General features: G+C 63.5%; 15 protein-coding genes. 14 read left to right on the top strand and 1 reads right to left on the bottom strand.

Translation table 11 applies throughout. The annotated features are described in order from the left end of the window. The first annotated feature begins 18 nt into the window (after positions 1-18). The 4 genes from AAIH46_RS14810 (at position 19) to AAIH46_RS14795 (ending at position 4,557) form a co-directional block, all read left to right on the top strand. Complete coding sequence (locus tag AAIH46_RS14810; protein ID WP_430306712.1) at positions 19-1,002, top strand: ABC transporter substrate-binding protein; 984 nt, start codon at positions 19-21, stop codon at positions 1,000-1,002. Positions 1,003-1,072: 70 nt separating this feature from the next. Beyond that, positions 1,073-2,566 carry a sugar ABC transporter ATP-binding protein gene (locus AAIH46_RS14805; RefSeq protein WP_430306710.1) on the top strand — a complete coding sequence of 498 codons (1,494 nt, stop codon included), beginning with the start codon at positions 1,073-1,075 and terminating at the stop codon, positions 2,564-2,566. Positions 2,567-2,573: 7 nt separating this feature from the next. Next, positions 2,574-3,569: an ABC transporter permease gene (locus AAIH46_RS14800; RefSeq protein ID WP_430306708.1), complete on the top strand. Its 996-nt coding sequence runs from the start codon at positions 2,574-2,576 to the stop codon at positions 3,567-3,569. A gap of 10 nt (positions 3,570-3,579) precedes the next feature. Continuing rightward, the gene (locus AAIH46_RS14795; protein WP_430306706.1) at positions 3,580-4,557 is read left to right on the top strand and encodes an ABC transporter permease; all 978 of its coding nucleotides are present in this window, start codon (positions 3,580-3,582) and stop codon (positions 4,555-4,557) included. 31 nt (positions 4,558-4,588) lie between these two features. Here AAIH46_RS14795 and AAIH46_RS14790 read toward each other — a convergent pair whose 3' ends face one another. After that, positions 4,589-5,404: an alpha/beta fold hydrolase gene (locus tag AAIH46_RS14790; protein WP_430306704.1), complete on the bottom strand. Its 816-nt coding sequence runs from the start codon at positions 5,402-5,404 to the stop codon at positions 4,589-4,591. A gap of 313 nt (positions 5,405-5,717) precedes the next feature. Here AAIH46_RS14790 and AAIH46_RS14785 point away from each other — a divergent pair, with 313 nt between their 5' ends. From AAIH46_RS14785 to AAIH46_RS14740, 10 genes are all read left to right on the top strand, one after another. Next, positions 5,718-6,644 carry a DMT family transporter gene (locus AAIH46_RS14785; RefSeq protein ID WP_430306703.1) on the top strand — a complete coding sequence of 309 codons (927 nt, stop codon included), beginning with the start codon at positions 5,718-5,720 and terminating at the stop codon, positions 6,642-6,644. 60 nt (positions 6,645-6,704) lie between these two features. Further along, positions 6,705-8,012 (top strand): 3-oxo-tetronate kinase, encoded by a 1,308-nt coding sequence (gene otnK, locus AAIH46_RS14780; RefSeq protein WP_430306701.1) that lies wholly within the window; start codon positions 6,705-6,707, stop codon positions 8,010-8,012. Continuing rightward, a complete protein-coding gene (locus tag AAIH46_RS14775; protein ID WP_430306699.1) occupies positions 8,009-8,656 on the top strand; it encodes a class II aldolase/adducin family protein in 648 nt (215 codons plus the stop codon). The genes otnK and AAIH46_RS14775 overlap by 4 nt, the downstream gene beginning before the upstream one ends. 19 nt (positions 8,657-8,675) lie before the next feature. Beyond that, positions 8,676-9,464, top strand: a complete 789-nt coding sequence (locus AAIH46_RS14770) for a shikimate dehydrogenase family protein (protein ID WP_430306698.1) — start codon at positions 8,676-8,678, stop codon at positions 9,462-9,464. 129 nt (positions 9,465-9,593) lie between these two features. After that, positions 9,594-10,697 carry an ABC transporter ATP-binding protein gene (locus tag AAIH46_RS14765; RefSeq protein WP_430306697.1) on the top strand — a complete coding sequence of 368 codons (1,104 nt, stop codon included), beginning with the start codon at positions 9,594-9,596 and terminating at the stop codon, positions 10,695-10,697. Between the two features lie 44 nt (positions 10,698-10,741). Further along, positions 10,742-11,572 (top strand): ABC transporter permease, encoded by an 831-nt coding sequence (locus AAIH46_RS14760; protein WP_430307323.1) that lies wholly within the window; start codon positions 10,742-10,744, stop codon positions 11,570-11,572. Then, positions 11,569-12,360, top strand: coding sequence for an ABC transporter permease (locus tag AAIH46_RS14755; protein ID WP_430306695.1), 792 nt, complete (start codon positions 11,569-11,571; stop codon positions 12,358-12,360). The genes AAIH46_RS14760 and AAIH46_RS14755 overlap by 4 nt, the downstream gene beginning before the upstream one ends. A 44-nt stretch (positions 12,361-12,404) precedes the next feature. Then, positions 12,405-13,472, top strand: coding sequence for an extracellular solute-binding protein (locus tag AAIH46_RS14750; protein WP_430306693.1), 1,068 nt, complete (start codon positions 12,405-12,407; stop codon positions 13,470-13,472). A gap of 116 nt (positions 13,473-13,588) precedes the next feature. Then, positions 13,589-13,939, top strand: a complete 351-nt coding sequence (locus AAIH46_RS14745) for a hypothetical protein (protein WP_430306691.1) — start codon at positions 13,589-13,591, stop codon at positions 13,937-13,939. Continuing rightward, positions 13,929-16,175 (top strand): N,N-dimethylformamidase beta subunit family domain-containing protein, encoded by a 2,247-nt coding sequence (locus AAIH46_RS14740; RefSeq protein WP_430306690.1) that lies wholly within the window; start codon positions 13,929-13,931, stop codon positions 16,173-16,175. Before AAIH46_RS14745 ends, AAIH46_RS14740 begins: the two co-directional genes overlap by 11 nt. Positions 16,176-16,241: the final 66 nt, after the last annotated feature.

Raw genomic sequence — 16,241 nt, 5'->3', positions numbered from 1 at the left:
CCGGGAGGAGACACTGAGATGCCCGCATTCTCACGCCGCACACTGATGCTTGCCGCAAGCGCGCTTGGGGCGCTGACGCTGACCGCCGGCATCGCCGCGGCACAGGTTCCGCCACTGGAGCAGAAGACCACCTACAAGGTCGGCTTCGCACAGACCGAATCCAACAATCCCTGGCGCATCGCCCAGACCGAGAGCATGAAGGCGGAAGCCGCCAAGCTCGGCTACCAGCTCGTCTACACCGACGCGGCCGGCTCTGCCGCCAAGCAGGTTGCCGACGTCAACTCGATGATCGCCCAGGGCGTCGACGTCATCTTCCTTGCGCCGCGCGAAGAAAAGCCGCTGATCCCGGCCGTCATGGCCGCCAAGAAGAACGGCATCCCGGTCATCCTGCTCGACCGCAGCGTCGATCCGAAGCTCGCCAAGGCCGGCAAGGATTACCTGACCTTCATCGGCTCCGACTTCATCAAGGAAGGCGAGCGAGCCGCCGAATGGCTCGTCAAGAACGCCAACGGCAAGACCAAGATCATCGAGCTTGAGGGAACCACCGGTTCGTCGCCGGCCAACGATCGCAAGAAGGGTTTTGACGAGGCCATCAAGAAAGCCGAAGGCTTCTCCATCGTCGCCTCGCAGTCCGGCGATTTCGCTCGCGACAAGGGACGTCAGGTTGCCGAAGCCCTGCTGCAGTCCCATCCGGACGCGAACGTCATCTACGCGCACAACGACGAGATGGCGATCGGCGCGATCTCGGCCGTCGAGGCCGCCGGCAAGGTGCCGGGCAAGGATATCCTCATCCTGTCTATCGACGGTGGCAAGGAAGCAGTCGGTCTGGTTGCCGAAGGCAAGATCGCAGCCGTGGTGGAGTGCAACCCGCGCTTCGGACCCAAAGCCTTCGAGACCATGGCACGCTATGCCAAGGGCGAGAAGATCGAGCCGTGGGTGATCAACGAAGACAAGTTCTACGACGCTTCGAACGCCAAGGCCGAACTCGCCAACGCCTACTGACCTCACGCAGAACAACGACGTCCCCGGCCGCCCAGACGGCCGGGGCGCTTCATGCAATGCGAGGATCCCCATGCTGCTATCCATGCAGTCCATCTCCAAGTCCTTCGGCGGCGTGGCAGCCTTGCGCGGCGTATCGCTTGATGTTGCCGAAGGCGAGATCATGGCCCTTGTGGGTCAGAACGGCGCGGGCAAGTCGACGCTCATCAAGATCCTGACCGGCGCCTACCGCCTCGACGAAGGCACGATCCAGTTTGCCGGCCGCGATGTCTCGTTTTCGACACCCGCCGAAAGCCAGGCCGCAGGGATCGCCACGATCTACCAGGAGATCAACCTGGCGCCGCAGCGCTCCGTTGCCGAGAACATCTACCTTGCACGTGAGCCGCGCCGCTTCGGTTTCCTCGATCACGGCGCCATGCGCGACGGCGCCCGGCGGGTCCTGAAAACCTTCAACCTGGACATCGACGTCGAACGTCCCGTGGCGCACTTCAATGCCGCCACCCGGCAGATGGTCGCCATCGCCCGGGCGGTGACGCAGAACGCCAGGCTGCTGATCATGGACGAACCGACCTCGTCGCTCGACGAACGGGAGGTGGGGATCCTGTTCGAGACCATCCGCACCCTGAAAAAGAACGGTGTTGCGGTCATCTTCATCGGCCATCGCCTCGACGAGCTTTACGCCATCTGCGACCGGGTGACGATCATGCGCGATGGCCAGACTGTCGCCGTCAGCCCGATGCGCGACATGGCCAAGATGGACCTGGTCAGGAACATGCTCGGCCGCGAACTGGCCGCTTTTGAAGCGGTCGCAAGCAGCGCCGATCACGCCGTGGAGCGGCCGGTGCGGCTGGAACTGAAGCAGGCGGGCTCCGGCGTGCGGGTCCGCGGCGTCGACCTCACCGTGCGCGAGGGCGAAATCTCCGGTCTTGCGGGTCTCCTCGGTTCGGGTCGCACGGAAACGGCACGCATCATCTTCGGCGTCGACCGGCTGGAGCACGGCAGCATGCAGTTTGCGGGGCGCGAGCGCAGCTATGGCGAACCGGTGGAGGCGATCGCCGACGGAATCGGCCTGGTGTCGGAAGACCGGAAGGTGGACGGCATCATTCCCGACATGAGCATCCGCGAGAACATGACGCTGGCGCTGCTGCCGAAACTGCGAAAGGCCGGCATCGTCGACCGAACCCGACAGAACGAGATCGTCCTGCGGTTCATCGATCAGTTGCGGATCAAGTGCGCATCGCCCGACCAGCCGATCAAGGAGCTTTCCGGCGGCAATCAGCAGAAGGTTCTTCTGGCCCGCTGGCTCTGCACCGATCCGAAGGTCCTGATCGTCGACGAACCGACGCGCGGCATCGACGTCGGTGCCAAGTCCGAGATCCTCAAGCTGCTGCGGTCCCTTGCCGACGATGGTCTCAGCATCCTGATGATCTCGTCAGAACTCGAGGAACTGCTGGCTGCCGCCGACAGGATCACCGTCCTCAGCGACGGCCAGTCGGTCGCCGTCCTTCCCCGCCAGGAGCTGTCCGAAAAGGCGCTGCTGGCCGCCATGGCTCATCAGGTGGACTGACGTGACAATGACCGACACCACATCCTCCAAACCGGTAGCCTCCAGGCCTTCGCTGCTGCACTTGGCGAGCCGCTACGGGACACTGTTTGCGCTGCTGGCGCTGATCGTCTTCAACGTCGTCATGACGCCGAATTTCGTTTCCTGGCAGACGCTCAACGTCAACCTCACCCAAGTGGCGGCGATCGTCATCGTTGCGACGGGCATGACGCTGGTGATCGCCACTGGCGGCATCGATCTCTCGGTCGGCTCACTGATGGCGATTTCCGGCGCCATCGCCCCAATGATCTTCCTCGGCATGCTGCTGCCGATCGACAGTCCCGGCCTGCTGGTGGCGCTCGCCTTTGTCGTCCCGATCATGGTCACCATGGCATTCGGGGCCTTCAACGGGCTGCTGGTGACGCGCTATGCCGTTCAGCCGATCGTGGCGACCCTGGTTCTTTTCATCGCCGGGCGCGGCATTGCCCAGGTGCTCACCAACGGCAATCTTCAGGCCTTCAAGAACCCGACCTTCCAGTTCATCGCCATGGGCAAGGTGGCCGGCATCCCGACCCAGGTTGCGCTGATGATCCTGGTTGCGGTGCTTGCCTATGCCTTGATCCGCTTCACGGTATTCGGCCGGCAGGTGCTTGCGGTCGGCGGCAACGAGCAGGCCGCACGGCTTGCCGGCATTACGGTGAAACGGATCAAGATCCTCGTCTATGTGATATCCGGCGCTTTGGCCGGTCTTGCGGGATTGGTGGTCGTCGCCCGCAATTCGGCGAGTGACGCCAACCTCGTCGGGCTGGGCATGGAACTTGATGCGATCGCCGCGGTCGCGGTCGGCGGCACGCTGCTGTCCGGCGGCCGTGCCAATATCGTCGGAACCGTTCTCGGCGCCCTGGTGATCCAGTTGGTCCGCTACACGCTGCTTGCCAATGGCGTGCCGGACGCAGCGGCGCTCGTCGTCAAGGCCGGCCTGATCGTGATTGCGGTCTATATCCAACAGCGGGCCGACCGCAGCTAGGACTTAACCGATGCTTTCCCTGTTCCGACCAAAATCCTCCGGCGACCTCGCCCGCCTCGGCGTCATCGTCGCGCTGCTGGCACTGATCCTGTTCGGCGCGCTGCGCTATGAAAACTTCCTGTCGCCGTTCAACATCCTCAGCTTCCTGCGCTACAATTCGATGTTCGCGCTGATCGGGCTCGGCATGGCCTTCGTCATCATGACCGGCGGGATCGACCTGTCGGTCGGCGGCGTCGCAGCGCTGGCAAGCGTCGTTTCCGCTTTCGCCTCGCCCTATGGCTGGGCGGCCGGCATGAGCGCGGGGCTGGCTGCCGGACTGGTGTTCGGCCTGCTCAACGGCTTCATGATCACTCAGATGCGCATCCAGCCGTTCATCGCGACGCTCGCGGCGATGCTTGCTTCCTACGGCATGGCACTCTTGCTTGCCGACAACCAGTCGGTCGACGTGTCCTACGAAACGGGCTTCACGATGATCGGCCAGGACGATTTCCTCGGCTTCCCGATCCCGGCCTGGATTGCGCTTGCGGCCTTCGTTATCGGCTGGATCTTCCTGGAGCGCTTGCCGGCCGGCCGGCATGTGCTTGCTGTCGGCGACGGCGAATACACAGCCTCGCTGATGGGCCTCAAGGTGAAGCGGACCATCTTCTCCGTCTACGCGGTCTCCGGATTGCTCGCCGGGCTTGCCGGCACCATCCTTGCCGCGCAGTTCGGTGCCGGCCAGCCGACGGAGGGCGTCGGCTGGGAGCTTTTCGCCATCGCCTCTGTCGTCGTCGGCGGCACGCTGTTGACCGGCGGCGCCGGTTCGGTCGGCGCGACGCTTGCCGGTGTCCTGCTGCTGGGGATGGTCTTCAACATCCTCAACTTTGAAAACGGCCTCGGCTGGATCTCGCTCTCCGCCTACTGGCAGTCGGTCATCCGCGGGCTGTTCCTGCTGGTGGTCATCGTGCTGCAGGCAAAGATCAGCGGCCGGAGCGCGCAGGCCCAGTAATGGCCCGGCGCGACCGAGGCCGAACAAAGCATCAGCGTGGCGCGATGTCGGCGAGGAACAGCGACAGGATCGCGTTGAACCTGTCCGGCGCTTGCCAGAACGGTGCGTGCCCGGCATTGGCAACCCGGAAGCACCGGCCTTGCCAGAGGCTGGAAAACCGCACGTCGTCGATGTAGTCGAGATTGATGATCTGGTCGTCAGCGCCATTGATCATCGCAAGCGGCACCGATGTCGCCGTGACCACGTCTCTCTGATTGACGCCTGTTCCCCTGGCAGCGCCCGCAAACAGCATCGAGCGAAAATCACGGTCCGTCCGCGCCACGGCTTGGCGCAGGAACGGTTCGGCCGTGTCACCGATGACACCCGCGACAAACCGGTCGACCTCCTCCGGTGTCAGTTCGCCCTTTCCGCCGAGACCGCCCAGCGGCCTGCCGCAGAAGCCTTCCGCCATGACGACGCCGGTCGGCGGAGCGCCGATCAGGCAGACACCGGTGATGATCTTCGACCGGGACAGCATCTCTATTGCCACGTGTCCGCCGAGCGACCAGCCGACCACGACTGCCTCCCTCACCTTCATCCTATCGAGAAGCTCCAGAACCGCATCGGCCAGTCCCGGGCGGCTGTAGGTCCGAAGCTTGTCCGGCGCATCGCTCGATTGGCCGTGCCCGGGCAGATCGCAGCGGATCAGCCGGTAGTCGGCGAACAGTGGCGAGGCGACCTGTTTGTTGAACACCTCTCGGCAGGAGGAGTTACCGTGGATGAAGACGACGTCAGGTCCCCCGCCTTCGCTGATTTCGACGGCAATCGTGCCGTGCGACGTGTCGATGTATTGGCAGTTGCTTGGCATGTCTGATCCCGCTTCTGAGGCACTGAGTGCATCCGGCTCGCAGACGAATGAGGGAACAGGTTCGCGGCAAGCCAGTGCGGTCGTGACAATGGAGGCGCGGTACGAGCGGACAGTTTCAGAGACGCCCAATCATGTTGCAACGGCAACGGAAGCGAGGGTCACGTGGCCAACGGTGCTGGTGCGCGGGCACCGACCCTCGGAGCCGGACGCAGGCTGTCGTGTCGAAAGGAAGCAGCCCCTAATTCTCCTCTTCCAATCTTGAAATATGATATAACGACAACGTGTATTTTTGAATCCAGAAGGTCGTAACGTCTTGACCAATGTCTACATCCTCGCCGTGCTGGCCTACGCTGCGTTTTCCGTCACCGACGCCAGCGTCAAGGCGGCCGGCGGACATCTGTCGATCTTCGAGACCGCCTTCATCGTCAACGTCTTCGCCGGCCTGGCGCTGCTGGCGACCCGCCATCCCGACCAGCGATGGCGCGATTTTTGGCGGACCGACTATCCGTTGGCGGTGCATGGCCGCGCCATCTGCGGAGTGGTCGCCAGCCTCTGCGGCGTCTATGCCTTCACAACGATCCCGCTGGCGCAGGCCTATGCGCTGGTATTCCTGGCCCCCTTGTTCGTCACCATCATGTCGGCGCTGGTGCTGAAGGAATATGTCGGCATCTGGCGCTGGTCGGCCGTCGTCGTCGGCTTCCTCGGCGTTCTTCTTGTCGTGAAGCCCGGCCATCAGCCCTTCGAAGCGGGTCATCTCGCGGCGATCTTCACCGGTCTCGGGACCGGAACTGCCGTGATCATCCTGCGACGGGTCGGCGGCAAGGTGAAAACCACCAGCGTTCTCGGCACACTTATCCTCTACCTCCTCGGCCTCAACGCTGTCGCCATGCTGGTGCGCGGCGTCAGCGTGCCATCCTGGAGAGAATGCGCGCTGCTGGCGCTCGCCGGAATCTGTTACGGGCTTGGGCAGTGGGCCTTCGTGCTGGCGACGCGATATGGAAATGCCAACCAGATCGCGCCCATGCACTACTCGCAGCTTGCATGGGCTGTCGTGTTCGGTGCCCTGATCTTCAACGAATTTCCCGATGCCATTGCGCTTGTCGGCATCTTCATCATAGCATCCGCAGGCCTGCTGACGGTCGTGCGGGAACGGTTGCGCGGCAAGCGCAGCGCAGCGGCGCACGCGGCCACTGTCGACCTCACCGACGCCACCGCAGTTGGCGATCAGGCGGAAAAATAGATCCCAGCCTTTCCTTCCAGAATATTTGATATATCATGTATGGAGTAGTCAGACTCAACAGTGACAGACGCACTCAACATGATGATGAAGCCGATATTCGGGGTCGTTGCCGACGATCTGACAGGTGGGATGGAGACAGCGGCGATGCTGGTCGCCCAGGGCGTCAATTGCGCCTTCGTCACGGATCCCGACGCTGTTGCGAGCCTCGGCGATGTCGATGCGATAGTCGTCGCCCAGAAGACCCGCGTCGTTCCGGCAGCCCTGGCCGTCGACAAGACCGAGCGGGCGGCGCGCGCATTGCTGGCTCGCGGCACCCGCCAGATCTTCTTCAAATATTGCGCCACCTTCGACTCGACGGATGAAGGCAATATCGGCCCCGTAGCCGACATGCTGTTGGCGGTGACCGATGCTCCCTACACCGCCTTCTGCCCGTCCTCTCCGGCGCTGAAGCGCACCGTCTACAACGGACACCTGTTCCTCGGCAGCCAGCTCATTTCGGAATCGCCGAAGCGTCACGATCCGCTGACACCGATGACCGATCCGGACCTCGTTCGCGTGTTGCAGCGGCAGACGAAGATGCCCGTCGGCTTGCTGGCCCACCCCGCGGTCAGCGCGGGCGGAGCATCGCTGGAGCAGGCCGTTGCCGAACAGGCCGCGCAGGGCATTCGCCATTTCATCACCGACGCGATCTACGACCGCGACCTCGATGCCATTGCCGAGCTGACCTGCGATTGGGCGGTGATGACCGGCAATGCGACCATCGTCCAGCATTATCCGGCGCTGTGGCGGGCCAAAGGCCTCCTGCAGGGCGAGCCGCATACGCGCAGCCTGCGGCCGGTGTCCGGCAAGGGCGTCGTGCTATCCGGCAGCTGCGCCGAACGGACGCTCGAACAACTTGCCGACTTCGAGCGATCACACCCTGTCCTGCGCATCAACCTGACGGGAATCGACAGCGCCGAGGCGGCAGTCGCAGCAGCCCTTCAGTGGGCGCTGCCCAAACTTGAGGCCGGCCCTGTCGGCCTGTCTACCTCCGCGGCGCCGGAAGCCGTGGCTCAAGCCCAGGCGAGCTACGGCCGGGAAGGTGCTTCGGCGCTGGCGGAACAGATCGTCGGCGACCTTGCCGTCGCTTTCCATCAGGCCGGCGTGCGGCGGTTCGTGGTTGCCGGCGGCGAGACGTCCGGCTCGGTCGTCGAGCGGCTTGGCATCCGCGGCCTAAATGTCGGACCCTATGGCGGCCCGGGCATCGGCACTGCGACGACGGACCACGAGGATCCCGTCGCGCTCTGCCTCAAGTCTGGAAAGCTTGGACCAGTCGACCTGTTCACCCGGGCGCTGGCCTCGATGCAGAACCCGGAGATGCATGGATGAACGAGACGGACCTGCGTCAAACGATGCTCGATGTGGTGGCAAAGCTCGAAGAAAAGGGCTTCAACCACGGCTCGAGCGGTAATGTCAGCTGCCGGATCGGAGACGACATGCTGGTCACCCCGACCGGCGGCAACAGCGGCAATATGACCGTGGAGCGACTGGTTCGCCTGGATCGCAACGGCGATACGATCGGCAACGGCATTCCTTCCAGCGAATGGCATATGCATCAGGCGATCCTCCACGCCTACTCGCATGTGCAGGCGGTCATCCACACGCATGCCGATAGCTGCGTGGCGCTCTCCTGCCTCGCCAAGCCCATCCCTGCATTCCACTACATGATTGCCAGCTTCGGCGGCAACGATGTGCCATGCGCGCCCTATGCCACTTTCGGAACGAAGGCGCTGGCAGACGGCGCCGTCGCCGCCCTCAGGTCCCGCAAGGCCTGCCTGCTCGCCAATCACGGCATGATCGTTGCGGCCCCCTCCCTGCAGCAGGCGTTCGACCTGACGGTGAAGCTTGAAACGCTCGCCCGCCAGTACATCCTCGCCCGCCAGGCGGGTGAACCGGCAATCCTTCCGGACGACGAGATCGAGCGGGTTCTCGAACGCTACAAGGGCTACGGCCGCAGCCGGCTGCCCGGCTGACCAGAGAGGAAAATGCTCCATGGAGATCACCGGCAAGTCGAAGATCATGTTCGTGCTGGCCGATCCCGTGGACCATGTTCGCGCCAGCGCGGTGCTGAACGCCTATTTTACCGAGATCAGCGAGGATGTCGCGACCTCGCCCCTCGCCGTCCGCCCGCAGGACCTTAGCCACGTCGTCGGCGCGATACGCCTGATGGGCAATGTCGTCGGCTTCGGAGTTACCATTCCCCACAAGGTGGCGATCATCCCGCTTCTCGACGAGATCACCGACCGGGCGCGGATGATCGGTGCCGTTAACTTTGTCCGGCGCAGCGACGATGGCAGGCTGGTCGGCGACAACATGGATGCCCCCGGCTTCATCGCCGGTCTTAGCGCCCACGGATATTCAGTCGCCGGCAAGCGCGTGCTGCAAATCGGAGCCGGTGGCGCCGGTCGTGCCACGGCGCTCGCCATTGCTGAGGCCGGTGCCGCCGAATTGTGGATCTCCAATCGCGACGCAGCGCGCGGCAAGGCTCTCGCCGATGCCGTCCAGGCAGCTTTTCCGCAAACGCACGTAGTCTCGGGATCCGCCGCTGCGGACACCTTCGATCTGATCGTCAACACCACGGCTCTCGGCATGAAGCCCGGCGACGCCGTTCCTGTCGACCTCAGCCAGCTTCCCAGTTCCACAGTGGTCTATGACATCATCGTCAATCCGCCCGTAACCCGGCTGATGGAGATCGCCCATGCGAGAGGCGCTGTCACAATCGGCGGAAAAGCCATGCTCGACGCACAAATGGCTCTTGTAGGCGCGTTCATTCGGCGCTAGCATTCGGATATATCAAATATGATATTGGAGATTTTCGAATAGGGACGGGATCGACTGCAATCTGAAGGGTCCTCGCCCTGAGCCAAGCCAAACAATAAAAGTGGGAACAAGGCTTCAGTGACTATGGCAATGAACAGAGAACAGACGGCAGGCGCCTCCATTCGCATCAGCCGTTTGGAAAAGCGCTTTGGTAGCGTCTTCGCTGTCGACGGCGTCGATATCGATATCGCCGCCGGCGAATTTCTTGCGCTGCTCGGTCCGAGCGGCTCCGGCAAGACCACCATCCTCATGAGCGTCGCCGGCTTCGAATTTCCGACAAGCGGAAACATCGTCGTCGATTCGGAAGATCTCACCTATGTGCCTGCCAACCAGCGCAATCTTGGCATGGTGTTCCAGAACTATACGCTGTTTCCGCACATGTCCATTTTGGACAATGTGGCCTTCCCCCTGAAGATGCGCGGTATGGCGAAAGCCGAGCGGCACGCCAAGGCTGAAGAAGCGCTGGCGACGGTGCGTCTCGCCGGTTACGGCGGGCGTTTCCCCAGCCAGTTGTCGGGCGGCCAGCAGCAGCGCATCGCGCTGGCGCGGGCTATCGTCTACCGTCCTCGCGTGCTGCTGATGGACGAACCTCTGAGCGCGCTCGACAAGAACCTGCGCGAAGATATGCAGCTCGAGATCAAGCGCCTGCATGCCGAGCTTGGCATCACCGTCATCTTCGTCACCCACGACCAGAGCGAAGCCCTGACGATGGCCGACCGGGTCGCGGTGCTGAAGGACGGCAAGATTCAGCAGATCGGCCCGTCGCGCGAACTCTACGAGCGTCCCGCCAATCTGTTTACCGCCGGCTTCATCGGCGAGATGAATTTCATCGACGTCACGGTCGAAAGCACCGGCGACACGACGGCCGTTCTGCTGCCATCCGGCGAACGTTGGAACGTCCCGGCAACGGCGGCGGTCGACACCATGCAGGTTGGCCAAAAAGCAGTCCTCGGTTTCCGCCCCGAGCGACTGGGGCTCAGCGCCGCAGGGTCCGACTACACCTTGCAGGTGACGCTGTCGGACGTCGTCTATGCAGGCTCCGCGCTGCTGCTCATCGGAAAGCTGCCGGACGGCACCGAAATCCGCGCGCGGCTTCCGGGCGCCTCCGATCTCACGGCACTGACGCGTGGTGCGACAGCGACCTTCAGCGTGCCGAAGGAAGCCATCCTGCTCTACGCCGGAGGCGCCAAGTGACCAGCCGCACCCGATCCCAGTTCTGGCATTCCGACGGCCGTCGACTGAGCGGATTGGCGACCCTGCTGCTGCTGTCGCCGTTCTTCCTCATCATCGCCTTCGTGTTCATCTATCCGATCGGCCAGCTTCTCTACATCAGCTTCATGGAGCCGACCCCGACGCTCGACAACTATGCGCGCGTCGTTACCAACCCCGTCTATGCGCGGGTGCTGATGCGGACGATCTGGACGGCCGTGCTGGTGACGGGGCTTGCCGTCCTTCTCGGCTTCCCGGTCGCCTATTTCATGAGCCGTGCCCGCGGCACGACGGCTGCCCTGGTCGGCGCCTGCGTGATCCTCCCCCTGTGGTCGAGCGTGCTTGTGCGCACCGCCGCGTGGTCGTTCCTTTTCCAGCGCGAGGGCCTGGTGAATTCCGGCCTGATCGCCGTCGGCATCACCTCCGAGCCGCTGAAGCTTCTCTATGCGCAAGGTGCGGTCGTCGTCGCGATGACCCATGTGCTGCTGCCGTTCATGATCCTGCCGATCTTCGGCTCGCTGCGCGCCATTCCCAACGACTATCTGCGTGCCGCAGCGGTGCTCGGAGCTTCCCGCTTTGCGACCTTCCGCGAAGTGATCCTGCCGCTCAGCCTGCCGGGCATCGCCAGTGGCTCGCTGCTGGTGTTCCTGACCGCACTCGGCTTCTTCATCACGCCGGCGCTTCTCGGCTCGCCGCAGGAACTGATGATCGCGACGCTCGTCTCGCAACAGATCCGCGAAGTCCTCGACTGGCCGTTCGCCTCGGCACTGGTCGGCGTGCTCACGCTGTTCGTCACCCTGCTGGCGATCATCTTCAGCAAGACGTTGCGGTTCGACCGCCTGATGGGAGCGCAAGCATGAAGCCGCCCGTCGACAAAGGCTCGCTGGCACTCGGCGTATATGTCTATGCCGTCCTTGCCTTCATCATCATTCCGCTGGTCATCGTTATTCCCATGTCCTTCGGCACGAGCGATTACCTCGAATTTCCGCCGCGCGGCTTCACGTTGAAATGGTACGAGGAGTATTTCGCCAGCCGCCAGTGGCGCAATGCCACGTGGCTGAGCGTCCAGGTCGCCTTCCTCACCGCCATCTCGGCGTCGGTCATCGGCACGGCGGCGACCTATGCCATGGTCCGCGGCCGCAGCAGCCTGGCGACGCTTTTCCAGATCCTGCTGATCGGGCCGATCATCGTGCCGCATATCGCGCTGGCGGTCGGCCTCTACCTGTTCTTCCAGTCGATCGGCCTGTCGGGGACGGTGCCGGGCTTCGTGCTGGCCCACACCATCCTGGCGCTGCCCTTCGTGGTGTTCACCACCGCGTCGGCGCTCGGCAAGGTGGATGCCAACCTGGAGGCGGCGGCGATGAGCTGCGGCGCAAGCCGATTCAACGCCTTCCGGCTGATCACACTCCCTCTCATCCTGCCGAACGTGATCAGCGGCGCGCTGTTCGCCTTCATCATCTCCTTCGACGAGCCCGTCGTGTCGTTCTTCCTGTCCGGCGTCCGCTACAAGACGCTGCCGCGCCGGATGTTCGAGGATATCGAGCAGAACCTGACCCCCATCATTCCGGCGATCGCCACGCTGCTGATCGTCCTTTCAATCGCGATCCTCGCCATTGCCTTCATCATGAGGTCGCGGGCCAAGACCTGACTGGGAACTACAATCAAGACTTAAAAAACAAGAGGAGAACCACCATGCCGATACAGAACTGGAAATGGACCACTGCCGCGATCGCCATCGCAGCAGGCATTGCCGGCACGACGCCCGTCGTCGCGCAGGAACTGGAAGACCAGATGGTCATCGCCACGACGGGCGGCCTGATGGGCAACTCGCTCGCCAAGTACTTTTATGAGCCCTTCGCCAAGGCCAAGGACGTCGAAGTGGTGCCGGTCGCCATCGAGGTTCCCGACCAGTGGGCACGTGCTGAAGCGATGACGCGCACCGGCAATGTCGAGTTCGACATCGTCACGGCCACCGGCCCGGATCTCGTTGCGCGCACCAACATGCTCGAGAAGATCGACTGCAGCCAGCTGCCCAGCGTGCAGAAGTTCGGCGTCGCCGATGCCTGCACGCCCTATGGCGTCGCCCGCACCACCGGCGGCATGCTGATCAACTACAATACCGAGGTATTCAAGGACAAGGCGCCGAAGACCTGGGCCGATTTCTGGAACGTCAAGGACTTCCCCGGCCCGCGTGGCCTGCCTGACACCGGCGACCGCGACTGGTGGGTTCCCGTCGCAGCGCTCCTGGCGGACGGCGTGAAGCAGACCGAACTCTTCCCGCTCGATCTCGACCGCGCCTACAAGAAGCTCGACGAAATCCGTCCGCACGTCGCGGTCTGGTGGAAGACCGGCGACCAGGTGCAGCAGATCATGCGCAACAAGGAAGTCGTCATGACCATGAGCTACTCCGGCCGCGCGCTGGCAGTGGTCAAGGAAGGCGCACCGGTCGCCATGTCCTGGGACGGCGCCATCCGCGATACCGGCTACATGGCGATCCTCAAGGGCGCACCGGACAAGAACGCCGCCCTTGCCTATCTCGACTTCTTCTACGCCAACGCCGAAGCCCACGTCCCGTTCATGCGCGACGTGAACTACGCGACCGGCAGCAAGACCGTCTACGAGCAGTTGAAGCCGGAAGAAGCCAAGCTGTTCGCCACGTCGCCGGAAAACTACGAAAAGCTGGTGAAGCCTGATTTCGAGTGGATCGGCGCCCATCGCGACGAACTGCGCCAGCGCTGGACGGCGTGGCTGACACGCTAATCGCCTGAGAGGGACACGCAGAAATGCGCATCATCGCCTTCTCCCCTCTCTTGGGGGAGGAGGCACCATAGGGCGGATGAGCATCACCCGACGAATGCAACGACAGGACGATTTCCATGGATCACACCAGTGACCCGAACGCGCTGCGCTATGTCATCGACCCGCAGCGGCTCGACCTCGTGGAGGAATTCCGCAAGAGCCCGCTGGGCGTGCATGGCGCCGAGCTTCGCAAGATGCTGGCCAGGATGCGCTGGGGGAAGGCCGAGGGGCGCCTTGTGCTGATCGTGCTGGAGGCCGGCAAGGCGTGGCGCCTGTCGCGCATTCCCGAGCGGCGCGGCGATCCGATGCCTTTCGTCGACGAGCGCATCTTCACCTCGCTGGCCGAGGCGGAATGGCATGTCTTCAAGATCCGCTGGCAGGCCATGACCGGTGGGACGCTACCTCCGGAGTATCAAGGTGATCTATAAGACCAACGAATATCTCGGCTATCCCGACCGCATCAGCGTTCCGGCCGGCGAGACCGTCAAGTTCCAGCTGTCGAGCAAGCGGGAAGCCGTCAGGGTCGAAGTCATGCGCCTGCGTTGCGGGGACGTCGACGTCAACGGACCGGGGTTCAAGTACGACCTGATGGACAGCGCCATCGACGGCGTCCACACCTGTCTCGACCAGGAGATCCGGCCCGGCTCCTGCGCGGTTATCGATCATGGCGGCGCGCTTGTTCCGAGCGGCGACGCGTGGTCCTTCGGCTGCTACATCTATCCGACGCGCATCGCCGACAATGCACGCGGCATCATGGGCAACTGGTGCGAAAATTCGGCCGAGGGCTATGCTCTCGAACTCGACGCCGAGGGCCACCCCGTGCTGCGCCTCGGCAGCACCCGCCTGACCCTCGACATCAAGGCACGCCAGCGCGTCTGGTCGTTCATTTCCGCAACGCTCGACTTCGTCGCGAAGACCGCGACGCTGTCTCTGATCGTTCCGGCCGACGGCACCCGTCCCGCCGTTGCCCACGCGCAGACGTTCGAGCTCGGCGATCTTCCAACGCTCGACAGCGGCCTGGATTTCCTGGTCGCGGCGCATCACCTGGACGCAGACCGACGTTACACCGGTCATTTCGACGGCAAGATCGAAGCGCCGCGCGTCGTTTCGCGGGCGCTCGAAGCCGAAGCGCTGCGGGTCCATGACAACCAGCCGCGCACGGGCGTTGCCGCCCCTGGCCTCGTCGCTTCCTGGGATTTCGGCGACGGCATCACCACGCTCGATCTCAAGGATCTCTCCGCCAACTGTATGCATGGCCGGCTGCACCAGTTGCCGCGCCGCGGCGTCACGGGCTTCTTCTGGTCCGGGGCGGTTCACGATTTTCGATTGGCCCCGCGCGAATATGCGGCCATCCATTTTCACAGCGACGACATCTACGACTGCCAGTGGCAGACGACCTTCTCGCTCGATGTGCCGGCGGAATGGCGCACCGGCGTCTACGCGCTGCGGCTGACGCCGGCAGGCGACGAACCTGAGCCCGATTGCGAGAGCTACGTGACGTTTTTCGTCACGCCCGGCAAGAAGACCAAGCGGGCCGACCTCGTGGTCGTGCTGTCGGTCGCCACCTATCTGGCCTATGCCAACAGCGCGCTGCGTCTCTACCAGGTGCATTTCGAGACGCTCATGGAGCACGTCCTCTGGCTGCCGCTGGACGACGTCTACATGCAGGAGCATCCGCAGATCGGCCAGTCCACCTATGACAGCCACGTCGATGGATCCGGCCGCGCCTATTCGTCCTGGCTCCGGCCGGTGCTCAGCATGCGGCCGCGCGGCTACTGGTTCAACCTGATCAACGACACCCATATCCTCGACTGGCTGGAGGAGAAGGGCATTTCCTACGACATCATCACCGATGTCGAGCTGGACCGGGAAGGCGCTCGTGCGTTGAAGCCCTACCGGGCGATGATGACGCCGACGCACGCGGAATACTACTCGTTCAACATGATGAACGGCATCATGGAGTACCAGAACGCCGGCGGCCGCCACGTCTCCATGGGGGGCAATGCCTTCTACTGGCGGTGCGGCTTCCACCCGGCGGCTCCGGCGGCGCTCGAAGTGCGTCGCGGTATGGCCGGCACCCGCACCTGGGAATCGGAGCCGGGAGAAGTGCATCTGGCCGGTACCGGCGAACCCGGCGCGCTGTGGAGACACAGTGGCTTTGCGCCACAGAAGCTGGTCGGCACCGGCTTCTCGGCGATGATCAACGACACCTGCACCTATTATGTCCGCATGCCCGATAGCGAAGACGGACGCGCCGCCTTCATCTTCGAGGATGTCGGACGGGACGAGAAGCTCGGTGATTTCGGTTTCCGCTACGGCGGCGCCGTGGGCAGCGAGATCGACCGCCTCGACTACGAGCTCGGCAGCCCGCGTCACACCCTGCTGCTTGCCACATCCGAAGGTCTCGGCGCCGGCGCTCTTCCGACGCCGGAGGAATTCCGCACCATGGTCGACGGCCTCGACGGCACGCAGAACGCGCTTGTGCGCGCCGACATGGTGTTCTTCGAAACGGCCAATGGCGGAGCGGTCTTTGCCTCCGGCTCGATCACCTATGGCATGTCGCTGGGCTACAATAACTACGACAACAATATCAGCACCATCACGCTGAACGTCGTGAAGCGGTTCCTCGACCCGGAACCGTTCGTCCTGCCAAGTCAGGCATAGGTGGAAAAGCCCGGCCGCACTTCCCGGTGCGGCTTTCGAACCGGCGGCATCGGCCGCGAAGATTGC

It is taken from the genome of Rhizobium sp. 0TCS1.26 (genome assembly GCF_050455525.1).
Lineage (GTDB): Bacteria > Pseudomonadota > Alphaproteobacteria > Rhizobiales > Rhizobiaceae > Neorhizobium.
Note: the sequence above shows the minus strand (reverse complement) of the source record. Positions and strands in the feature narration are given on the sequence as shown.